Source organism: Niallia sp. 03133 (assembly GCF_052663225.1).
The window spans coordinates 144,459-162,825 of record NZ_JBQTCY010000008.1 but is presented as its reverse complement, the minus strand read 5'-3'; the positions used below and the strand labels follow the sequence as shown (position 1 = coordinate 162,825).

General features: G+C 36.1%; 18 protein-coding genes. 1 reads left to right on the top strand and 17 read right to left on the bottom strand.

Annotated elements, in window-relative coordinates:
* Nucleotides 1-381 precede the first annotated feature (381 nt).
* The 17 genes from glyS to rpsU form a co-directional block, all read right to left on the bottom strand.
* Nucleotides 382-2,448, bottom strand: a complete 2,067-nt coding sequence (gene glyS, locus ACTYBU_RS12995; RefSeq protein ID WP_445490364.1) for a glycine--tRNA ligase subunit beta — start codon at nucleotides 2,446-2,448, stop codon at nucleotides 382-384.
* A gap of 1 nt (nucleotide 2,449) precedes the next feature.
* Nucleotides 2,450-3,331: a glycine--tRNA ligase subunit alpha gene (gene glyQ, locus ACTYBU_RS12990; protein WP_445490362.1), complete on the bottom strand. Its 882-nt coding sequence runs from the start codon at nucleotides 3,329-3,331 to the stop codon at nucleotides 2,450-2,452.
* Between the two features lie 332 nt (nucleotides 3,332-3,663).
* Nucleotides 3,664-4,419, bottom strand: coding sequence for a DNA repair protein RecO (gene recO / locus ACTYBU_RS12985; protein WP_445490360.1), 756 nt, complete (start codon nucleotides 4,417-4,419; stop codon nucleotides 3,664-3,666).
* A 33-nt stretch (nucleotides 4,420-4,452) separates the two neighbouring features.
* A complete protein-coding gene (locus tag ACTYBU_RS12980) occupies nucleotides 4,453-4,596 on the bottom strand; it encodes a YqzL family protein (RefSeq protein ID WP_445490358.1) in 144 nt (47 codons plus the stop codon).
* Nucleotides 4,597-4,990: 394 nt separating this feature from the next.
* On the bottom strand, nucleotides 4,991-5,905 hold the full coding sequence (era, locus tag ACTYBU_RS12975) for a GTPase Era (protein ID WP_445490356.1): 915 nt from the start codon (nucleotides 5,903-5,905) through the stop codon (nucleotides 4,991-4,993).
* Nucleotides 5,892-6,296 carry a cytidine deaminase gene (locus tag ACTYBU_RS12970; RefSeq protein ID WP_445490354.1) on the bottom strand — a complete coding sequence of 135 codons (405 nt, stop codon included), beginning with the start codon at nucleotides 6,294-6,296 and terminating at the stop codon, nucleotides 5,892-5,894. Before ACTYBU_RS12970 ends, era begins: the two co-directional genes overlap by 14 nt.
* 981 nt (nucleotides 6,297-7,277) lie before the next feature.
* On the bottom strand, nucleotides 7,278-7,673 hold the full coding sequence (locus ACTYBU_RS12965; protein ID WP_445490352.1) for a diacylglycerol kinase family protein: 396 nt from the start codon (nucleotides 7,671-7,673) through the stop codon (nucleotides 7,278-7,280).
* Nucleotides 7,651-8,121, bottom strand: a complete 471-nt coding sequence (gene ybeY, locus ACTYBU_RS12960; protein ID WP_445490350.1) for an rRNA maturation RNase YbeY — start codon at nucleotides 8,119-8,121, stop codon at nucleotides 7,651-7,653. Before ybeY ends, ACTYBU_RS12965 begins: the two co-directional genes overlap by 23 nt.
* A 13-nt stretch (nucleotides 8,122-8,134) precedes the next feature.
* Nucleotides 8,135-10,303 carry an HD family phosphohydrolase gene (locus ACTYBU_RS12955; RefSeq protein ID WP_445490348.1) on the bottom strand — a complete coding sequence of 723 codons (2,169 nt, stop codon included), beginning with the start codon at nucleotides 10,301-10,303 and terminating at the stop codon, nucleotides 8,135-8,137.
* A gap of 496 nt (nucleotides 10,304-10,799) precedes the next feature.
* Nucleotides 10,800-11,765, bottom strand: a complete 966-nt coding sequence (locus ACTYBU_RS12950; RefSeq protein WP_445490346.1) for a PhoH family protein — start codon at nucleotides 11,763-11,765, stop codon at nucleotides 10,800-10,802.
* Nucleotides 11,762-12,955, bottom strand: coding sequence for a sporulation protein YqfD (gene yqfD, locus ACTYBU_RS12945; protein WP_445490344.1), 1,194 nt, complete (start codon nucleotides 12,953-12,955; stop codon nucleotides 11,762-11,764). The genes ACTYBU_RS12950 and yqfD overlap by 4 nt, the downstream gene beginning before the upstream one ends.
* A 16-nt stretch (nucleotides 12,956-12,971) precedes the next feature.
* Nucleotides 12,972-13,256, bottom strand: a complete 285-nt coding sequence (gene yqfC / locus ACTYBU_RS12940; RefSeq protein WP_445490342.1) for a sporulation protein YqfC — start codon at nucleotides 13,254-13,256, stop codon at nucleotides 12,972-12,974.
* A 115-nt stretch (nucleotides 13,257-13,371) separates the two neighbouring features.
* Nucleotides 13,372-13,803 (bottom strand): hypothetical protein, encoded by a 432-nt coding sequence (locus tag ACTYBU_RS12935; RefSeq protein ID WP_445490340.1) that lies wholly within the window; start codon nucleotides 13,801-13,803, stop codon nucleotides 13,372-13,374.
* A 105-nt stretch (nucleotides 13,804-13,908) separates the two neighbouring features.
* Nucleotides 13,909-14,901 (bottom strand): flotillin-like protein FloA, encoded by a 993-nt coding sequence (floA, locus tag ACTYBU_RS12930; protein WP_445490338.1) that lies wholly within the window; start codon nucleotides 14,899-14,901, stop codon nucleotides 13,909-13,911.
* Nucleotides 14,901-16,241, bottom strand: coding sequence for an NfeD family protein (locus ACTYBU_RS12925; RefSeq protein ID WP_445490336.1), 1,341 nt, complete (start codon nucleotides 16,239-16,241; stop codon nucleotides 14,901-14,903). The genes floA and ACTYBU_RS12925 overlap by 1 nt, the downstream gene beginning before the upstream one ends.
* A gap of 128 nt (nucleotides 16,242-16,369) precedes the next feature.
* Nucleotides 16,370-16,813 (bottom strand): GatB/YqeY domain-containing protein, encoded by a 444-nt coding sequence (locus tag ACTYBU_RS12920; protein ID WP_445490334.1) that lies wholly within the window; start codon nucleotides 16,811-16,813, stop codon nucleotides 16,370-16,372.
* A gap of 16 nt (nucleotides 16,814-16,829) precedes the next feature.
* Nucleotides 16,830-17,003, bottom strand: a complete 174-nt coding sequence (rpsU, locus tag ACTYBU_RS12915; RefSeq protein WP_003152957.1) for a 30S ribosomal protein S21 — start codon at nucleotides 17,001-17,003, stop codon at nucleotides 16,830-16,832.
* A gap of 299 nt (nucleotides 17,004-17,302) precedes the next feature.
* Here rpsU and ACTYBU_RS12910 point away from each other — a divergent pair, with 299 nt between their 5' ends.
* Nucleotides 17,303-18,220: a Na/Pi symporter gene (locus ACTYBU_RS12910; RefSeq protein WP_445490331.1), complete on the top strand. Its 918-nt coding sequence runs from the start codon at nucleotides 17,303-17,305 to the stop codon at nucleotides 18,218-18,220.
* Nucleotides 18,221-18,367 lie beyond the last annotated feature (147 nt).

The window sequence follows — 18,367 nt, the reverse complement described above, 5'->3', positions numbered from 1 at the left end:
CCTGATGGTTAGTTGAACTTATCGGACCTTTACGGGCGAGTTTCAACACCTAGCTTCTTCGATTCCTCAGTATCTTGAGGCGGGGGTCTTACTGCCCGTTAAGAGTGGGATAAAACACTAGCACATTTTGTTTTTTGTGCATGAAAACTAAAAGGCAAATTTCCATTTCATCATTCGTTCTACCTGTTGCATCAATTAAACTGGAGATTTCATACTAAATATCCCCTATCTAGAAAATCCCATTCCTACATCTTTCAAAGTCTCGTGTTAAAAGACTTGTATTGAATTATATTGTCTACATGCTGAAAGCTTTCACTAAAATTAAACTTTAGTGAAAGCTTTGATAAGAGAGTACTATCTTAATTTAATACTATTCATATATTACTTTACAAGAATTTCATTCACATTTGCCAACTTCTTAATTAAATCTGCCAATTTCACCATTTGTGTTAAACGATTTTCTTTTACTTTGTTGTCCTCTGCCATAACCATTGTATGATCAAAATAATTTGTAATGCTTTCTTTTAAAGAGAAAAGCAACTGAAAGTATTCTTCTTCATTATTTGTATTTTCTAATTTATCTTTTACAGATAAATAACTTTCATATAAAGAAGATTCTTGCTCATTCTCAAATAGTCTTTGATCAATATCACCAGTAGAAACTGCCTTGCTTGAGATATTTATCACACGGCTTAACGCTTCCATACCTTCTTTGAAGCCTTCGTCTTCTTTATGTGCTTCCAAAACATGTGCTTTTCTAATTAAACTGGCAATAATACCGATTTTATTTCCAAGAACAGCGTCAATCAAATCATAGCGGATGCCTTCTTCTTGAAGAATATGCTTCACACGAAGTTTAAAGAAAGAAATAATATTTTGGTATAATTTATCTTCGGAAACTTTAAACGTATTTGTACAATTGCTGATTGTAAGCTTAACAAGCTCTTCTAATGACAATTCCCAGCTTTTATTTTTTAATGTCTGTACAATGCCAGCTGCCTGTCTTCTAAGTGCATAAGGGTCTTGTGAGCCTGTTGGAATAAAACCAATGCTGAAGAAAGAAACAATCGTATCCATTTTTTCCGTAATGGAAAGCAGTGCACCTTCATTGCTGGCTGCTGTATCATCATCTGCATGCCTAGGCATATAATGCTCATTAATTGCTTTTGCAACCTCAGCTTTTTCCCCTTTTTGAAGGGCATACTTCTCTCCCATGAGGCCTTGCAGTTCAGGGAATTCATATACCATGTTTGTTACTAGATCAAACTTGGCAATTTGCGCAGCCCTTATTGCATTTTGTTTTTCCTGATCATTCAGCTGAAGCATATCTGCCAATTTTTTAGTTAATGCAGAAACTCTGTCTACTTTTTCCCACAATGTCCCAATTTCTTCATGGTAGACAATAGACTTCAATTTTTCCAGCAAAACATCAATTTGCAGCTTTTGGTCTTCTTTATAGAAAAATGCAGCATCAGCCAAACGTGCCCGCAGCACTTTTTCATTTCCTTTTGCCACTTTTTCCAAATGATTGTGATCACCATTTCTTATAGTTACAAAAAACGGCAATAACTTTCCTTCTTTTGATTTCACTGGAAAATAACGTTGATGTTCTTTCATACTTGTTATAAGCACTTCATTCGGCAGCTCCAAAAATTCTTCTTCGAATTTACCAAATAATGCGGTAGGATATTCAAGCAGATTGGTTACTTCCTCTAATAACTCTTCTTCTATCGGAATAATCCAGTTATTTTCTTCTTCCAGCTTTTTAATTTGTGATACAATCGCTTTTTTTCGTTCTATCGGATTTGCCATTACAAATTGACTCAATAGTACTTTTTCATAATCACTAGGCTGTTCAAATGTAATATTGCCGCCGAGGAAACGATGACCCAATGAAGTATTATTTGTAGATACATTTGTAATCGTAAACGGAATTATTTCTTCTCCAAATAAAGCAACTATCCATTTAATAGGACGAATATAGCGAAGATCATTATTTGCCCAACGCATATTTTTTGGAAAGGTTAAACTTAAAATAATATCTTTCAATTCGGCCAATAATTCTATTGTCGCTTGGCCTTTTATAAATTTTTTGACATGAGCATATTCCACGCCTTTAATTTCTTTGAAAAAGATATCTTCCACCGTCATTTGTTGGCCTTTCGTAAATCCAACAGCTGCTTTTGACCACTCACCTTGTTCATTTAATGCGATTTTTCTTGCAGGGCCTTTTGCTTCCTCTTCCACATCTTTTTGTGCTTCATCCAAATCACTGACAAGCACTGCTAATCTTCTTGGCGTTGAGAAGGCTTGAACCGATCCATACGCTAGTTGTTTTTCTTTTAACCAAGCTTCTAGTTTTTCTTTTAAGGAATTCATACTGCTTGTCACAAACCGCGCCGGCATTTCTTCTAGACCAATTTCTAATAACAAGTCTTTATTGCTCATATTATTCAGCCTCCTTGCTTTTTAAAATTGGGAATCCCAGCTTTTCTCGTTCTTCATAAAATGTCTTCGCCACTTTGCGGGCTAAATTACGACATCGTGCAATATATCCTGTTCTTTCTGTTACAGAGATTGCCCCTCTTGCATCAAGAAGGTTAAATGCGTGTGAGCATTTTAAAACATAGTCATATGCAGGATGAACTAAGCCTTCATCCATTTGTCTATGCGCCTCTTTTTCATAAATAGAAAACAAGTTAAACAGCATATCCGGATCGGATGTTTCAAATGTATATTTACTATGTTCAAATTCCGGCTGATAAAAAATATCTTTAATCGTAAAGCCATCTGTCCATTCTAGTTCAAAAACATTTTCTTTATCTTGAATATAAGAAGCAAGTCTTTCAATTCCATATGTGATTTCGACGGATACTGGTTTGCATTCTAATCCGCCAACTTGTTGGAAATACGTGAATTGGGTAATTTCCATTCCATCCAGCCATACTTCCCAGCCAAGGCCAGCACATCCTAACGAAGGATTCTCCCAGTTATCCTCTACAAATCGAATATCGTGTTCCAATGGATCGATTCCCAACGCTTTTAAGGAGTCAAGGTATAATTCCTGAATATTATCAGGAGAAGGCTTCATAATAACTTGAAATTGATGATGTTGATACAAACGGTTGGGATTTTCTCCGTATCTTCCATCTGCCGGTCTTCTAGATGGCTCTACATAAGCCACATTCCATGGCTCAGGTCCAATAGCTCTTAAAAAAGTATAAGGGCTCATCGTTCCAGCACCTTTTTCTACATCGTATGCCTGCATTAAAATACAGCCATAATCTGACCAATGTTTTTGCAATGTTAAAATCATGTTTTGAATATTCATTGCTCTTATTGCACCTCCAAAAATTTCATCCGTTTGCATAGGGGAGGATGAATCGGTACCTTTTTGTACCTAAGTTGAAAACACAAAAAAACTCCCGCCCCTATGCTTTTTAGCATAGGGACGAGAGTTAACCCGCGGTTCCACCCTATTTGCTGCATCTTCTGCAGCCACTTTCCGTTAATGTTGCTCCATGAACGCCTTCCTTAATGCTTCTGCACCCGGCTTCCACTATCCCAGGCTCGCTTATCAAAAGGTAATTAAGTACTACTTTCTTTTCAACGCAACTATTTTATTACCTGAATATTAACGAAAAAAATTTCTATTGTCAACCTTTATTCAAATTGCTTTCCAAAGTCTTTTATTGAGTTGAGAAATTTTTTCGATTTTAAAAATAATCCCGAATACTCCTCATAATAAGCAGAAATGATCGTATTCAGCTCTTTTTTTGTTTCTTCTTTAATGGAAATATTTCCAAGTCTCGCTAAATCAAAATAATAAAAAACTCTTAACAGTTTTACGGCTGCCTGTGAAATTTTATAATGATAGGGATCTTTTTCAATACAGCGATGACAAATTAATCCACCTTCTCGAATAGAAAAAGAAAAATGACCGTCAACAGCTCCACAAACACTGCACTTATCCAATACAGGATATAAACCAAGAACATTCAGCATTTTCATCTCATAAATGAATACGAGCACTTCCGCATCATATCCCTCATTCATATATTGCAGTGTTTGGTAAAGCAATTCAAACTGATAGGGGTTTGGTTTTTTTTCATCTACACATTTATCCGTCAATTCAACAATAAAGCTTGTGTAAGCCGTTAAAAAAATATCTTCTTTCAACGAACGCATGCTTGTGATTATTTCTCCCTGCTGCATCAATCCAAGCCCGCTGCTTCTTTGTACAAGATAATAACCATATGTAAAAGGCTGGGTAACAGCGGAGAGCCTGCTGTTCGTTTTTTTAGCTCCTCTTGCCATTACGCCAACCTTTCCCCACTCACGGGTATATAATGTTACGACTTTATTTGTTTCGCCATAATCAATTGTTTTGATTACAATACCTTCGCATTTTTCTAGCATCGCAGCTCACCATCCCTTTTTAAGAGACAGATTCTATGAGATGGGGAAATCAATATTTGCTAGCTCTTCATCTTGTTCGCCCGGTATTTCATGATTATCCTTTTCTAATTCTTTAAAGAGTAGATAAGTATCAATATTACCTGTTTGAGAAAAAACTTTCCAGGTAAAGTCTAACATAATAAACCCACCTTTCAATTTTAAAAACTAGCTTTATTTGCTTTAACCTTATCATAGCCTGTCTTTTTAAAATCATGAGACGAAAATATTGCTAATTAAAAACATGTATAAATTAGAAAAACAGAAGCGCCTTGATTATTGCCGTACGGACTGGAAGGGCTTCGACTAAGATAAAGTGAACCTTTCCATCAGTGGGGGTTTTCTTCATCCCCCACTTATGGTTAGTAGAACTTATCGGACCTTTACGGGCGAGTTTCAACACCTAGCTTCCTCGATTTCTCAGCATCCCCGAGGTGGGGGTCTTACTGCCCGTTAAGAGTGGGATAAAACGAGACATCAGGCGCTTCCGCTTTGATTATTGCCTAGATTAAACACAGACGAATCGGCATAAACATTAATATTCGTCTTCTCTAAACCCAAAATCTCTTAATTGAGTCATTTTATTTCGCCAATCTTTTTGAACTTTCACCCATAGTTCTAAGAAAACCTTTGTTCCAAGAAGATTTTCAATATCGATTCTTGCTCTTTTGCCAACTTCTTTTAACATGCTGCCTTGCTTACCTATTACGATGCCTTTTTGCGAATCTCTTTCCACTACAATAGTCGCCATAACATGCACAATGTCATTTTGCTTTTTTTCCATTTTATCAATTACAACGGCTAATGAATGAGGAATTTCCTCCCTTGTTAGGTGCAGCGCTTTTTCTCTAATCAATTCCGAAACAATAAATCGTTCTGGATGGTCTGTTACTTGATCTGCCGGATAAAACTGAGGTCCTTCTGGCATATAGGATTTTATCTGCTCCAATAATTTCTCTACATTATTTCCTTCTAATGCAGAAATCGGCACAATTTCTTTAAACGGATATTTTTCTTTATACGAATCAATTACCGTTAATAGTTTATCTGGATGAATGGCATCGATTTTATTTACGACTAGGAAAATAGGCGTTTTAATATTTTGGAATTTCTCAAGAATAAATTCTTCTCCTCTTCCAAATCCTTCTTCTGCATTTACCATAAATAAAATTAGATCCACTTCTTTTAGCGTATTTTGAGCAACTTTCATCATAAAATCGCCAAGACGATGCTTCGGTTTATGAATGCCTGGTGTATCAATAAAAATAAGCTGGGAATCATCAGTTGTTAGAACCCCTTGAACTTTATTTCTTGTGGTTTGCGGCTTATCACTCATAATGGCTATTTTTTGGCCTATAACACGGTTTAAAAAGGTTGATTTTCCGACATTTGGTCTCCCGATAATGCTGATAAATCCTGATTTATGTTCATTGCTATTATTTATATTCATTTAAATCCTCCGGTGAAAATGCTCCTGGCAATAATTTTTCTACAGTCGTTGTTGAAATTTCTCCTTGCAAATTGGTTAATACAACCAGCATGTCTCTTGGACAAAACTCTGAGATTACCTGTCTGCAGGCTCCGCATGGAGATACTGGTCCATTCGTATCTGCTACCACTGCTAACATGGTAAAAGTAGTGTCTCCTTCTGAAACAGCTTTAAAAACAGCCGTTCTTTCTGCACAATTTGTTACACTATATGATGCATTTTCAATATTGCATCCATGGTATACTTTTCCATCTTCAGTTAGGAGGGCAGCGCCGACTTTAAACTTTGAATAAGGTACATACGCTTTTTCTCTTGCTTTTTTCGCTTCTTCTATCAATTGCTGTTCTTTCAAATATAATCCCTCACTTTATTTTGCTTTATTAAAAAGGCTCTTTAAATTTCGTTGTTGATTTTAAAATGGTCAGGCAATCCACTCGCTTTCCGCGGACGAACTAGCAAGCCTCTTTTCTCGTACCTCGCTGCTGAGTCTTGCTAGCCCGTTTTTCCGCAGGAGTCTCGCAGATTTCCTTCCCAAATCAACAGTATCGTTTATCAGAGCCATTAAAAAAGTTATTTTTAGTGGTTTTGTTAAACTTTCAGAATGTACTGCACCATGAAATGTTTGTTGAAAATTATTTTATAGCAAATATATAACGTTTTCAATAAGTCTAATTCCGTAGACAATATATAGAAAATAATATGCTTCTGCTTGAAATATCATCACTTCTATTCTGGAAACTGTACCTTTACTAAAAATACTATATAAAAATTATATACTATATCCAGCTATCTATAAAGTGAACCTTTCCATCAGTGGGGGTTTTCTTCATCCCCACTGATGGAAAGCTTGCGGTCCACAGGATGCGGATCACACAAACGTCGCCACAGGAAGTAGCGACCTTAGTTTGTGTACCTCTATCGGACCTTTACGGGCGAGTTTCAACACCTAGCTTCTTCGATTCCTCAGCATCTTTAGGTGGGCGTCATACTGCCTGTTAAGAGTGGGATAAAGAGAAACTCCAATAGTAGTAGGGGTCTTTCATTTCCACTGTTGGTTTGGTTTGGTTTGGTTTGGTTCGCTGCGCTTTACAGGATTTAAAAAACACAAATATACACATAAGATTTAATTTGTAATCCCTTTATCGGGTTTTCACGAGAAAAAACTAAAGTGAAAGAGGCTTTTATCCTATTGCACCAGCTGTAGCCAAGTACGATAAAAGGAAATTCGTTTAGGCAGCACCTTACTAACCAAAACAAATTTCCTTTATAACACCTACTATTTGAGAAGCTTCATATGGGTTTAATATCCGTTTAGAACGGAATCAAGTATTGTTTAAAATAACCAATTCGGAAATATCTTCGGAAAAAAAATAATAAAACCAATCACAAGAGATAATATTGCAGCAATAAAAACAGCACCAGCAGCGATATCCTTTGCCTGCTTGGCGAGTGGGTGGTATTCCTTTGTAACTAAATCCACAACACGTTCAAGAGCAGTATTCATTAGTTCCATTGCAATAACAAATCCTACAGCAATAGAAAGAAAGAGCCACTCTACAGCAGATACTTGGTAATAGCAGCCAAGAGCCAAAACAATCATCGAAATAATCAAATGGATTTTTAAATTTCTTTCTTTTTTTATTGCCGACAAAATGCCTGACAGAGCTAAACGAAAGGAGGATAATTGACTGTTTTTTTTGATACTTTTATCTTTCGAGCCCAAATTCATCTAAAATTTCCTTTTGAAGTGAGAACATTACGTCTTCCTCCTCTTTTGTAAGGTGGTCATATCCTAATAAATGAAGCAAACCATGTACGGATAGAAAACCTAGCTCCCTCATATAAGAATGGCCATATTCTAATGCTTGCTCTTCCGCTTTGTCAATCGAAATAATGATATCCCCTAACACTCTAGGCATATCTACACCTATAAGTTGTATTTCTCCTTCTCCCAACTCTTCCATTGCAAACGAAATAACATCAGTAGGCTGATCCTTTTCTCGATATTCTTTATTTATTTCTTGAATTCTAGTGTTGTCGACAAACGTAACAGACAGTTCAATAGCGCCTTCCAACCCTTGTTTTTCAGCAGCAAATTGGATCAGTTCCTGTATGGTGCTTATTTCCTTTTCTTCTACTTTCTCTGTTTCATCAATAAAATCAATTTCGATATTCATGCTCGTTCTTCCTTTACTTTTTCATATCTGGATATTCTATTCTTGAATGGAATATTCCTTTTAATGTTTCACTTAATGTATTTCGAATCACATGTAGTTCCTTTAATGTTAAATCACAATCATCTAATTGACCATCCTGCAATCGATCGGAAATAATATTTTTTATTAACCCTTCAATTTGTTCCGTAGTAGGGGATGTTAGGCTTCTAACAGCAGCTTCCACACTATCAGCAATCCCGATTATTGCCACTTCTTTTGTTTGAGCTTTTGGGCCAGGGTATCGAAAATCTGCTTCTTTTATGTCCAATCCTTTTTCTTTTGCTTTATAATAAAAATATTTTAAAAGCGATGTGCCATGATGCTGTTCGGCAATATCCACAATTTCTTTTGGCATTTTAAATTTCCTTAATAATTCCGCTCCGTCGGTTGCATGTGCTACAATAATATTTTTACTAGCTTGTGGCGGTATCCGATCATGGGGATTACCCATATTCATTTGATTTTCGATAAAGAAATGGGGTCTTTTAGTTTTGCCTATATCATGGTAATAGCAGCCAACTCTGGCCAGCAGACCATTTGCACCAATTGCTTCACAGGCTGAATCAGCCAAATTAGCAACCATGACACTATGATGATAAGTTCCAGGTGTTTCGGTTAATATTTTCTTTAATAACGGATGATTAGGATTAGAAAGTTCAATTAGCTTAATGGTCGAAATAATGCCAAATCCAGCTTCAAAAAATGGCAATAATCCAATCGTCAATACAGCCGATGCAATTCCTGAAATAAATGCTGTTAGAATAAAAAAACCATATTCTTTTATATCGTATTGTCCATTTTGCATAAATATCATGGACAGTATGGCAATTAAATTGATACAAGAAACTAATAGTCCTGCCTGCAGAATATTAGAACGCTGATTATGTTTTTTCAAAAATAATATCGCCGCCATTCCACCAGCAATAATATACACTCCTATTGAAACATTAAAGGTGCCGGAAACCTCTTCATTAAACATAATCATTCCACAAACCCCAAGCGCTACTGTGACAATAATTGCAAATTTTTCTTCAATCAGAATTTTTATTAACATCACGGCCATTGCTGCAGGGAAAATATAGCTGATCTCCGTATATTTAAACTGCTGAAATATGCTGATTGTTTTCATTACAAGAATACTGAAGAGAAAAATGAGTGCAAACATAATCCTATAGTTCTGTTTGGCCTCCTTTTTAACATTCATGATTAATAAATAATAGTAAAGAAGGGAAAGAATGGCTACAATGATTATGCCAAGTCCAATAAATGGCTGAACCGAATTCTCACTTGCCAGCAATCCTACTAATTCTAATTGTCTATACACTTCCCTGCTTATTAGTTGACCTTCTTCCACTATAATTTGACCTTGCAGAATTTTTACCGGATCCACATTATCAACCGCTTGCTGTCTTAATTCTTCTGTAGCAGAAGGATCATAAAACTCATTTTGAATAATTGCCAATCTGCCTAAATCAATAGAAGCGCTTTTTAAATCCGAATTCAAACTGTAGTTGCTTTTTAACTCTTCTTCTAATCGTTTCTTTGCATTTTCTACATCAGCAGCAGGAATTTTATTACTCATTACCGTATTAATCGCCGTTACAGTTACATCCTTCGCTATGTCCAAATCTTCATCTGAAGAAGCTAGAAGTGCTTTTAAAGATGTATCCATTACTTCATTTGAGACATTGTCCGTTAAATTTTCCTTTAATTGAACAAGCTTTTCATTTATGGATGGTTCTGAAACTTTTGCTTTTCCACTGTCTTTTTTTGCATTTTTTTTCCTTTGTTCTTCTAAATTCTTTTCCACCTCATTATTCACTTCAGTAACGGAATCAAAAATGGAAGAAATTAAATCCACTCTATTTTGTGCAATCTCTTTATTGACAATATATACATCCTGCACCTGATTTCTGCTGTCTTCTTTTTTCTTTTCTGTGCTTACTTTATCTTCGATCGTAATCGGAGATCTTATTGTTTGATCGGTGACAGTAAATAGGCTTACGTTTAATTTTTCTGGTTTCACATTACCGAACATCAGAAAAAACAATATAATGCCGATAAATAAAAATAATATTATTTTCATGATGCTGGCATTCATTAATTTTTTTAAAGCATCAATAAAATTACGAAAGAAATACATCATAACCTCCTATCTTTCGTATTGTCTGAAGAGATGCAACGAAGTAATATGTAAAATCATAACAGTTTTTCCGTACGTTTTCATCTTTTTTTCCCATTTTCATGCATATTTATCGATTAACAAATTAAAATCTTAAAAAGCCGAATCTTCCTCTCGTTATGAAAGAGATAGAAGATTCGGCTTATTCATCTCGTTGTTCCCTTAGTAGGCAGCCTCATTACTTAAGGCTGTGTTCGTATAGATTGTTACTTTTAATCTCGCATCCTGCACACCCTTCGCATTCCCACAGGAGTCTACGTAAGCAGGATGCTAAGTACTGTTCGCCCATTTTTTTATGCGAAAAACAACAAACTTTGAGAAAACAGCCTTACGTTGACACGAACGGTTCCATCCTATCTAAGCTTCACAAGCCTCGAAATACCATCGTTTATGATTATCGTTGATTTATACAAATATTATGATTCTAAAAGTTAGCAAAACTTGTATTATTCTTTTTTTAATTTTCTTGTTCTTTATAAGCCAATACAATTTTTCCTACAAGCGGATGGCGAACTACATCGCTTTCTTCCAGATGCACAAAAGCAATACCCGATACTTTATGCAATATTCTTTCCGATGCAACAAGCCCTGATTTAACTCCTTTTGGCAGATCAATCTGTGTTCGATCCCCGGTAATAACCATTTTGGATCCAAAACCAAGTCTTGTTAAAAACATTTTCATTTGAGCTTGTGTAGTATTTTGCGCTTCATCCAGAATGATAAATGCGTCCTCTAGTGTTCTTCCTCTCATATATGCGAGAGGTGCTACTTCAATCGTGTTGCGTTCAATTAGACGAGCAGTATGCTCTGTTCCCAAAACATCATGAAGGGCGTCATACAGCGGTCTAAGATAAGGATCAACCTTCTCTTTTAAATCACCTGGCAAAAAGCCTAAACTTTCACCAGCTTCAACAGCAGGTCTTGTTAATATAATTTTGTTTACTTTGCCGTTTTTTAACGCATTAACTGCCATAACCACAGCCAAATAGGTTTTGCCTGTACCAGCAGGACCAATGCCAAACACTAAGTCGTTTCTTTTAATCGAACGAATATATTCACTTTGACCAATTGTTTTTACTCGGATAGACTTGCCTTTAATTGTTTTCGCTATCTCTTCCTCATACAAGGAACCAAAATATTCCAATGTCCCTTTTTTCGCCAAAGAAATCGCATAAATAACATCCCGTTGACTAATAGAAATGCCTTTCCGGATGATCTGCAGCAGCTTCTCCACTATATCCCCAACAAGCTCGATTGTGTCAGGATTTGTGGAAGAAACATGCAAAGTCTCTCCTCTTGTTACGATATTACAATCCAATTCCTTTTCCAGAATTTCTAGATTGCTGTCACCATTTCCTAATAATGCTACGGCTTCATTAGGGCCATTTAATTTTACATTCATCGTTTTTAAATCTTCTGTCATTCCAAGTCTCCTTGAGTTATAGGTTGTTCTTTCGCAATGTTTTCTATTGTTGTATAGTCTATAGTTAATAATACTTTACCATTCTTTATAGTTTGGCGCAAAATTTTCTCTTCCTTTATTTTCCCTTCTTCCCCAATTTTATTTAAAATTTCTTTTCTTCCCATTTCTTTGCCTTTTTCTATCGCTTCTTTCTCCGAATATATTCTAGTCACTTCTTCTTTTTCCCTATATGTTTTATTTACCATATAAATGGGCAGTTCCCATTTTAAGAACTTGAGTGTTTTATCGTTTTCCTCCACTTCATAATTTTTATATTTTGTTTTCCCAAATCCCCATACAGAAATGTTAATTTTACCTACTTTTATTATATGTTTTTGTTTTTCATTGCCATTAAATACTTGGAACGTACTTTCTATTGGAATAGAAACCTCCGACTTGTACCAAGTTTCCCCCCATATCTTCCCTTCCGCCGCAACTATTCGGGTGTTCTTGTCTTTCCCTATTATTCCCGAAACAAGAAGCTGTCCTTTTTTCACTACATCATGTACTTCAAAGTTTTTTTCTCCCTCTTCTATAAAATAATTCTCAATCGTGGCTTTTTTTGCTGCTATTAAATTTTGCGGACCAGATTTTTTTATTTTTTTCGGCTCGTTTTTTTCCACTACTTGAAAATGATAAGTTGTCCCTTTTAACTCTACGCCAACCCAAGTAATGTCGTTAATACTATTGGTGAGCTCTGCTTGGATGGCATCCAACTCCATCGTTAAAAATTGGAACTTTCCTATTTTAATATCCATCTTATCCAGCTGCTTGCGAATTTTATAATCAGTTGCAGGGTTCGCCCCTTTAATTTCAATTCCCCAAACCATATTGGATAATGTGAAAACAAGTCCCAAAAAAAGCAAGATTCCAATAACAAATCCACCGTTTTTAATCAGTCTTTTATAAAGGAAGGGAGCTCCATACCTGCGCTGGAACTCTAGTTTACAGCCACTTCCCCGAACAATAGTACGCAATGCATTTACTTTTTTTAGCCCCATTTGAAATGTCATGGACTGCGTACCATGTTTTTTAACATTCCAAATGGATACATGGTTCCTAATTAATTGATTTAAAAATCTCTCCAAGCCTTTACCAGTTGCTTTAACTGTCACAACGCCTGTAAAAAATTCTATCCAGTGATTTTTCATAGCAGCCTCCCAAAGATTAATCATTTATGTACATTACCAGATCTATTTTTCCTTCTAATAATATTTCTTCGGTCATAATTGTTTTAATGACAAAGCCTTTTCCTTTTATTAAAAGCTGCCCTTGTTTTAACAGCAGCCTTAATTCCTTATCTGAAAATGCAATCAACCCACGGTGGTTCTCAATATAAATATGAATTTGGCCGATCATTGTGATCCTAGGTAAGTCCATCATGACATCTTGAGGAAGTTCTAAGTTTTTTGCCAGCCAGTTCCGCAAGCTGTGCCCCCATTTTTTAGCCATAAAAAAAGAACCCCCTTTCAACTCATATGTATGAGAAAAAAATGGGTTCTAGCACCTAATTTCATGTAAAAGTTCATTCTTTTTCTACAGATTTTCTGTCAGGAATCAAGCGGCATCAAGGAGTCCAATGGGAAACTCCTTTCCTTGTATTCATTCTGTAGCCGCTTTTTGCTCGAGGAGAAGACAGCACCTCTGAAAGAATAACCGCATCGACCAGCTTATTCTTTGAAAATAATCCATTATCTTCATTTTTTGTTTCAAAAGTGTTTTTCTGTTTGTGTATAGTATGGATTTCTATGCTTTTTAGTTTTTTCTCTAACCATGCTTTTTCTTTTTTCAATCTTTCTAGCTCTTGCTGTACAGCATCTTTTATAGGTTCCTCATTCGCCTTTGCTACATTTCTATTTTTAGGTGCATCTGCTTCTTCCGCTGGAATAGAATATTGCCTATGCTCGGTAGGAATTCTTTTTGATCTTGTTTTTTTATCTTTTTGAAGCATGGAAAAAATAAAACCAACGATCAAAACAAGTATGGAGATATATTCCAAGTAGTCTACTCCTCTCTAGATTTTTTAAGCGTTATTCAAAAAATCACCAAATGATAAGGCAGCGTGGCTTGCTTCTGTTTATATCCTTTTCAAAGCCACATGGAATCATTTATCATTCGTATTTTTATTTTCATTCGTCATTTTTCCGATAGATCCTCTCATTTCCGTGTCTGCCGTAATATTCTGCAGATTCATATAATCCATTACCCCCATATTGCCGGAGCGGAGGGCATCTGCCATCGCCATAGGCACGGTTGCTTCCGCTTCTACCACTTTTGCACGCATCTCTTCTACTTTTGCTTTCATTTCTTGTTCTTGGGCAACTGCCATGGCTCTGCGTTCTTCTGCTTTTGCTTGTGCAATCTTTTTATCGGCTTCTGCTTGTTCTGTTTGTAATTCCGCTCCGATATTTTTACCGATATCCACATCAGCAATATCGATTGATAGAATTTCAAATGCCGTTCCAGCATCCAGTCCTTTAGATAAAACGGTTTGGGAAATTAAATCAGGATTTTCCAACACTTTTTTATGGTTATCAGACGAACCGATCGTAGATACAACCCCTTCGCCGACACGGGCAACAATGGTTTCTTCTCCAGCTCCCCCAACCAGTCGTTCAATATTGGCACGCACCGTAATTCTTGCTTTTGCTTTCATTTCAATTCCATCCATTGCTACACCTGCAATAAATGGTGTTTCAATTACCTTTGGATTTACACTCATTTGTACTGCTTCTAAAACATCACGGCCTGCTAAGTCAATGGCTGCACATCTTTCAAAGGTTAATTCAATATTTGCACGATGAGCAGCAATTAATGCATTTACTACTCTATCTACATTTCCGCCTGCTAAATAGTGGCTTTCCAACTGATTGATGGTAACTTGAAGCCCTGCTTTATGTGCTTTTATGAGGGGATTCACAACACGGCTGGGGATTACCCTTCTTAAACGCATGCCAATAAGTGTAAAGATGCTTAATCGAACACCTGCAGCTAATGCGGAAATCCATAGCATGACGGGAACAAATGTTAAGAGTACTCCTAAAAAAATAACTGCCAATACTATAATAACTACCCAAAAAAGCTCAAAACCGTACATTATTTATCCTCCTTTTGAATCTCACTATTTTCTTGACGAACGACAATTCGTGATCCTTCTGCTTTTACTACTTTTACTTTTACATTTTTTTCAATAAACATTCCTTCACTCACAACATCAATTCGCTCCTCTCCAATTATTACCGTTCCAGCAGGGCGTAGGGCCGTTAAAGTTGTTCCTGCTTTTCCAATTAAATCTGTTCGATTTGGATTTGTCACATATCCACTCTCTGTATTAGTGGAATCTGATAAAATTATCTTCTTGAAAAATTTCATTTTTTTCCCCAACACCTTTACCATAATAATAGATGCAAGGATGGAAACTCCTATTGCAATCAATATGCTTATTCCCATTTGGACAATATTCCCACTGGCAAGAAATAAACTAGCTACAATGGCAATTCCACCTAATATGCCGGCAATGCCTCCTAGTATAAAAAACTCCAAAATTAATAATACGATTCCAATAACAAATAAAAAAATCGTTTCATATCCAGCTAGCCCAGATACAAGATGCCCATAAAAAAATAAAAGGAAAGAAGAGATGCCTATTAAGCCAGACAAACCAAATCCAGGAGAAAATAGTTCAATAAGCACTCCTAAACAGCCAGCCGTTATCAATAGGGGAACAATGTATGGACTTGTTACAAACCGTGCTATTTTATCAGCAAAGCTTTCTTTTACTTTTATTATTTCTGCATGATCCAATTGTAATTTCTGCATTAAATCTTCCAAGTTATTGACAGTGCCTTCAGAATAACCTACTTCCAAGCTTTGAGAAGAGGTAAGGGTTAAATACTTCCCATTAGGAGAGCCATACTTTGGCAAGGAAGTTGTTTTATCAGCCATTGCCAGAGCATAAATTGGATCTCTTCCATTCTTCTCTGCCGCTCCGCGCATCGCAGACAGCCAATAAGATTGCGCCTTTTCACCTGCAGCATTGCCTGCTCCATCAATAATACCAGCTGCCCCGATCCGGCTTCCATCTGCCATATATATTTCATCTGTATTCAACGCAATAAAAGAACCTGCCGAAATGGCATCTTGGTTAATATAACTGATTGTTTTTATCTTTGTTTCCGAAATGCGTTTACCAATCTCTATTGCCGCATCAACTGCTCCACCTGGAGTATCAATTTCAAATATAATCGCTGCTGCATGGTTTTCTTCTGCAGTTGAGATAGCACGACTGACAAAAGCGCTTGATCCTTTTTCAACCGTTTTCTTTATCGGAACTATATAGACAATTTGCCCGTTGCTTCTTGCAAATGCATTACTCGAAACAATGGATAATAAAAAACTGAAAACAAATAGGACAAAAAATAGCTTCTTTCTTTTCATGTTAGCCTCCTTTCCCTATTTAAATTTCTTATGTAAGTTTACGATAAAAAATGAAAAAGGTTTCATTTTTTGTTTTAAAATTGTAAAAAGGCTGCAGTAGTAACTGCAGCCTTTAAAACAAAATCAATTTATGAAAGGTGTTGTTGTACAAGTTTATTTACTAGTGAACCATCTGCTTTACCTTTAACCTTTGGCATTAAAGCAGCCATCACTTTTCCCATTTCCTTTTTGGAAGAAGCACCTGTTTCTGAGATTACAGAAACAATAATTTCTGACAATTCCTCTTCAGAAAATTGTTCAGGCATATATACTTCAACATGCTCTAACTCCGCACGTACTTTGTCAACAAGATCTTGGCGACCTGCTTTTTCAAACTCATGGAGGGAGTCCTTGCGTTGTTTTACTTCGCGAGAAAGGACAGATAACTCGTCTTCTTCTGAAAGTTCACTACCAGTCTTAATGCTCTCATTTTGAATGGCAGCTTTAATCATTCGAATAACAGTGAGTTTATCTTTTTCTTTGTTTTTCATCGCTTGCTTCATATCGGTATTTAAACGTTCGAGAAGACTCAATTAATACACCCTCTCTTTAGAACTTACGTTTTCTTGCTGCTTCTGATTTTTTCTTACGTTTAACACTAGGTTTTTCGTAGAATTCGCGCTTTCTAGCTTCCTGCAAAGTACCAGTTTTTGATACTGAACGTTTGAAGCGACGAAGAGCATCTTCAAGCGATTCGTTTTTACGAACGACGGTTTTAGACATTCTCTTTCCCTCCCTCCGAACACAACACACTAACATTCAACATGTTTTCCATGTACCTTGACATTATAATATATGTACGAATTAAGGTCAACTGTATTTAGCACAGTAGTTGTAAATGTTCATAGAAAAAAAGTGAAAAATTTGATTATCCTCTTATTTTTTCTAGCCTCCGTCTAAAAATTATCGTTATTTCCCTCTCGTATATTCTTTCCCATAAACCAAAATATGCAAGATAAAACCTGCTTTTATGGCATGTCCTTGCTTTTATAGACATATAGATTCTTGAAGGAGTGAAAAAAATGATATATATCGGACTTTTTATCTTATTGATCCTTTTATTTATTTTTGGAATGACATTATTGCGCACCGGGCTTTTTAATTTATCTTCACAATCCTTAAAAATATGGCTCGAGCGACTTACCGATAAACCATGGAAAGGCATGATTATTTCTATTATCATTACAGCTATTCTGCAAAGCAGTTCTGCAGTAATGGTGCTTACAATCGGTCTTATTTCTGCAGGCGTCCTTACATTTCCCCAATCGATTGGCATTATTCTCGGCACTAATATTGGCACTACTTTTACAACAGAATTTATTACATTTAATATAGATAATTTCCTTTTGCCTTTAGCCTTGTTAGGAGTAGTCTTTATATTGGTGAATAAAAGGAAAATGAGAAGCATTGGATTTGTTTTTTTGGGGATTGCCATTGTTTTTACAACAATGAGGGGATTTAAGTATTTTGCAAGTATTTTACAACATAATGCCTTTATGGAGCATTTCCTTTTTTACCTGTCTGACCGAACATTGTTGGCAGTATTTGTTGGCATCATCATTACAGCTCTTATTCAGTCAAGCACAGCCACGATCGGTATCATTATGGGCTTTTTAACGGCTGGTATGCTTCCCATTGAAACAGGGATAGCTGTTATGCTTGGATCAAATGTAGGTACATGCATTACGTCTTATTTGGCTTCTGTAGGGGCACAAAAAGAAGCCAGACTTTCTGCTTATGCTCATATTTGGCTAAACATTGGTGGAGTGGCTCTGTTTTATCCATTCATTGCTCCTTTAAAACAAATTGTTGAAGCACTAACTCCTGTCAAAGATGTGCAGCTTGCCCATGCAAGCTTATTATTTAATGTTATAACCTCTGTCTTAGTTCTTCCATTTGCTCAATCATTTGGAAAGTGGATAATGCGAATGCATAAATAAACGAAAATACACAGAAGCGGAAAACTTAACCAGGAAATATTTGAGAGAAAAATTGAAAAATAACAGGGCTATCACTTGTTCGCTTCCAAAATCCCCCCTTTAAATTATCAGGAAATTCAAAAAGAAATTTCGGATGAGGGAAATTTC

Bases quoted from the DNA above. Each gene is read 5' to 3' on its own strand.
- glyS (WP_445490364.1), bottom strand. From the start codon at position 2,448: ATGAGCAATAAAGACTTGTTATTAGAAATTGGTCTAGAAGAAATGCCG.
- glyQ (WP_445490362.1), bottom strand. From the start codon at position 3,331: ATGAATATTCAAAACATGATTTTAACATTGCAAAAACATTGGTCAGAT.
- recO (WP_445490360.1), bottom strand. From the start codon at position 4,419: ATGCTAGAAAAATGCGAAGGTATTGTAATCAAAACAATTGATTATGGC.
- ACTYBU_RS12980 (WP_445490358.1), bottom strand. From the start codon at position 4,596: ATGTTAGACTTTACCTGGAAAGTTTTTTCTCAAACAGGTAATATTGAT.
- era (WP_445490356.1), bottom strand. From the start codon at position 5,905: ATGAATATAAATAATAGCAATGAACATAAATCAGGATTTATCAGCATT.
- ACTYBU_RS12965 (WP_445490352.1), bottom strand. From the start codon at position 7,673: ATGAATTTGGGCTCGAAAGATAAAAGTATCAAAAAAAACAGTCAATTA.
- ybeY (WP_445490350.1), bottom strand. From the start codon at position 8,121: ATGAATATCGAAATTGATTTTATTGATGAAACAGAGAAAGTAGAAGAA.
- ACTYBU_RS12955 (WP_445490348.1), bottom strand. From the start codon at position 10,303: ATGTATTTCTTTCGTAATTTTATTGATGCTTTAAAAAAATTAATGAAT.
- ACTYBU_RS12950 (WP_445490346.1), bottom strand. From the start codon at position 11,765: ATGACAGAAGATTTAAAAACGATGAATGTAAAATTAAATGGCCCTAAT.
- yqfD (WP_445490344.1), bottom strand. From the start codon at position 12,955: ATGAAAAATCACTGGATAGAATTTTTTACAGGCGTTGTGACAGTTAAA.
- yqfC (WP_445490342.1), bottom strand. From the start codon at position 13,256: ATGGCTAAAAAATGGGGGCACAGCTTGCGGAACTGGCTGGCAAAAAAC.
- floA (WP_445490338.1), bottom strand. From the start codon at position 14,901: ATGTACGGTTTTGAGCTTTTTTGGGTAGTTATTATAGTATTGGCAGTT.
- ACTYBU_RS12925 (WP_445490336.1), bottom strand. From the start codon at position 16,241: ATGAAAAGAAAGAAGCTATTTTTTGTCCTATTTGTTTTCAGTTTTTTA.
- rpsU (WP_003152957.1), bottom strand. From the start codon at position 17,003: ATGTCTAAAACCGTCGTTCGTAAAAACGAATCGCTTGAAGATGCTCTT.
- ACTYBU_RS12910 (WP_445490331.1), top strand. From the start codon at position 17,303: ATGATATATATCGGACTTTTTATCTTATTGATCCTTTTATTTATTTTT.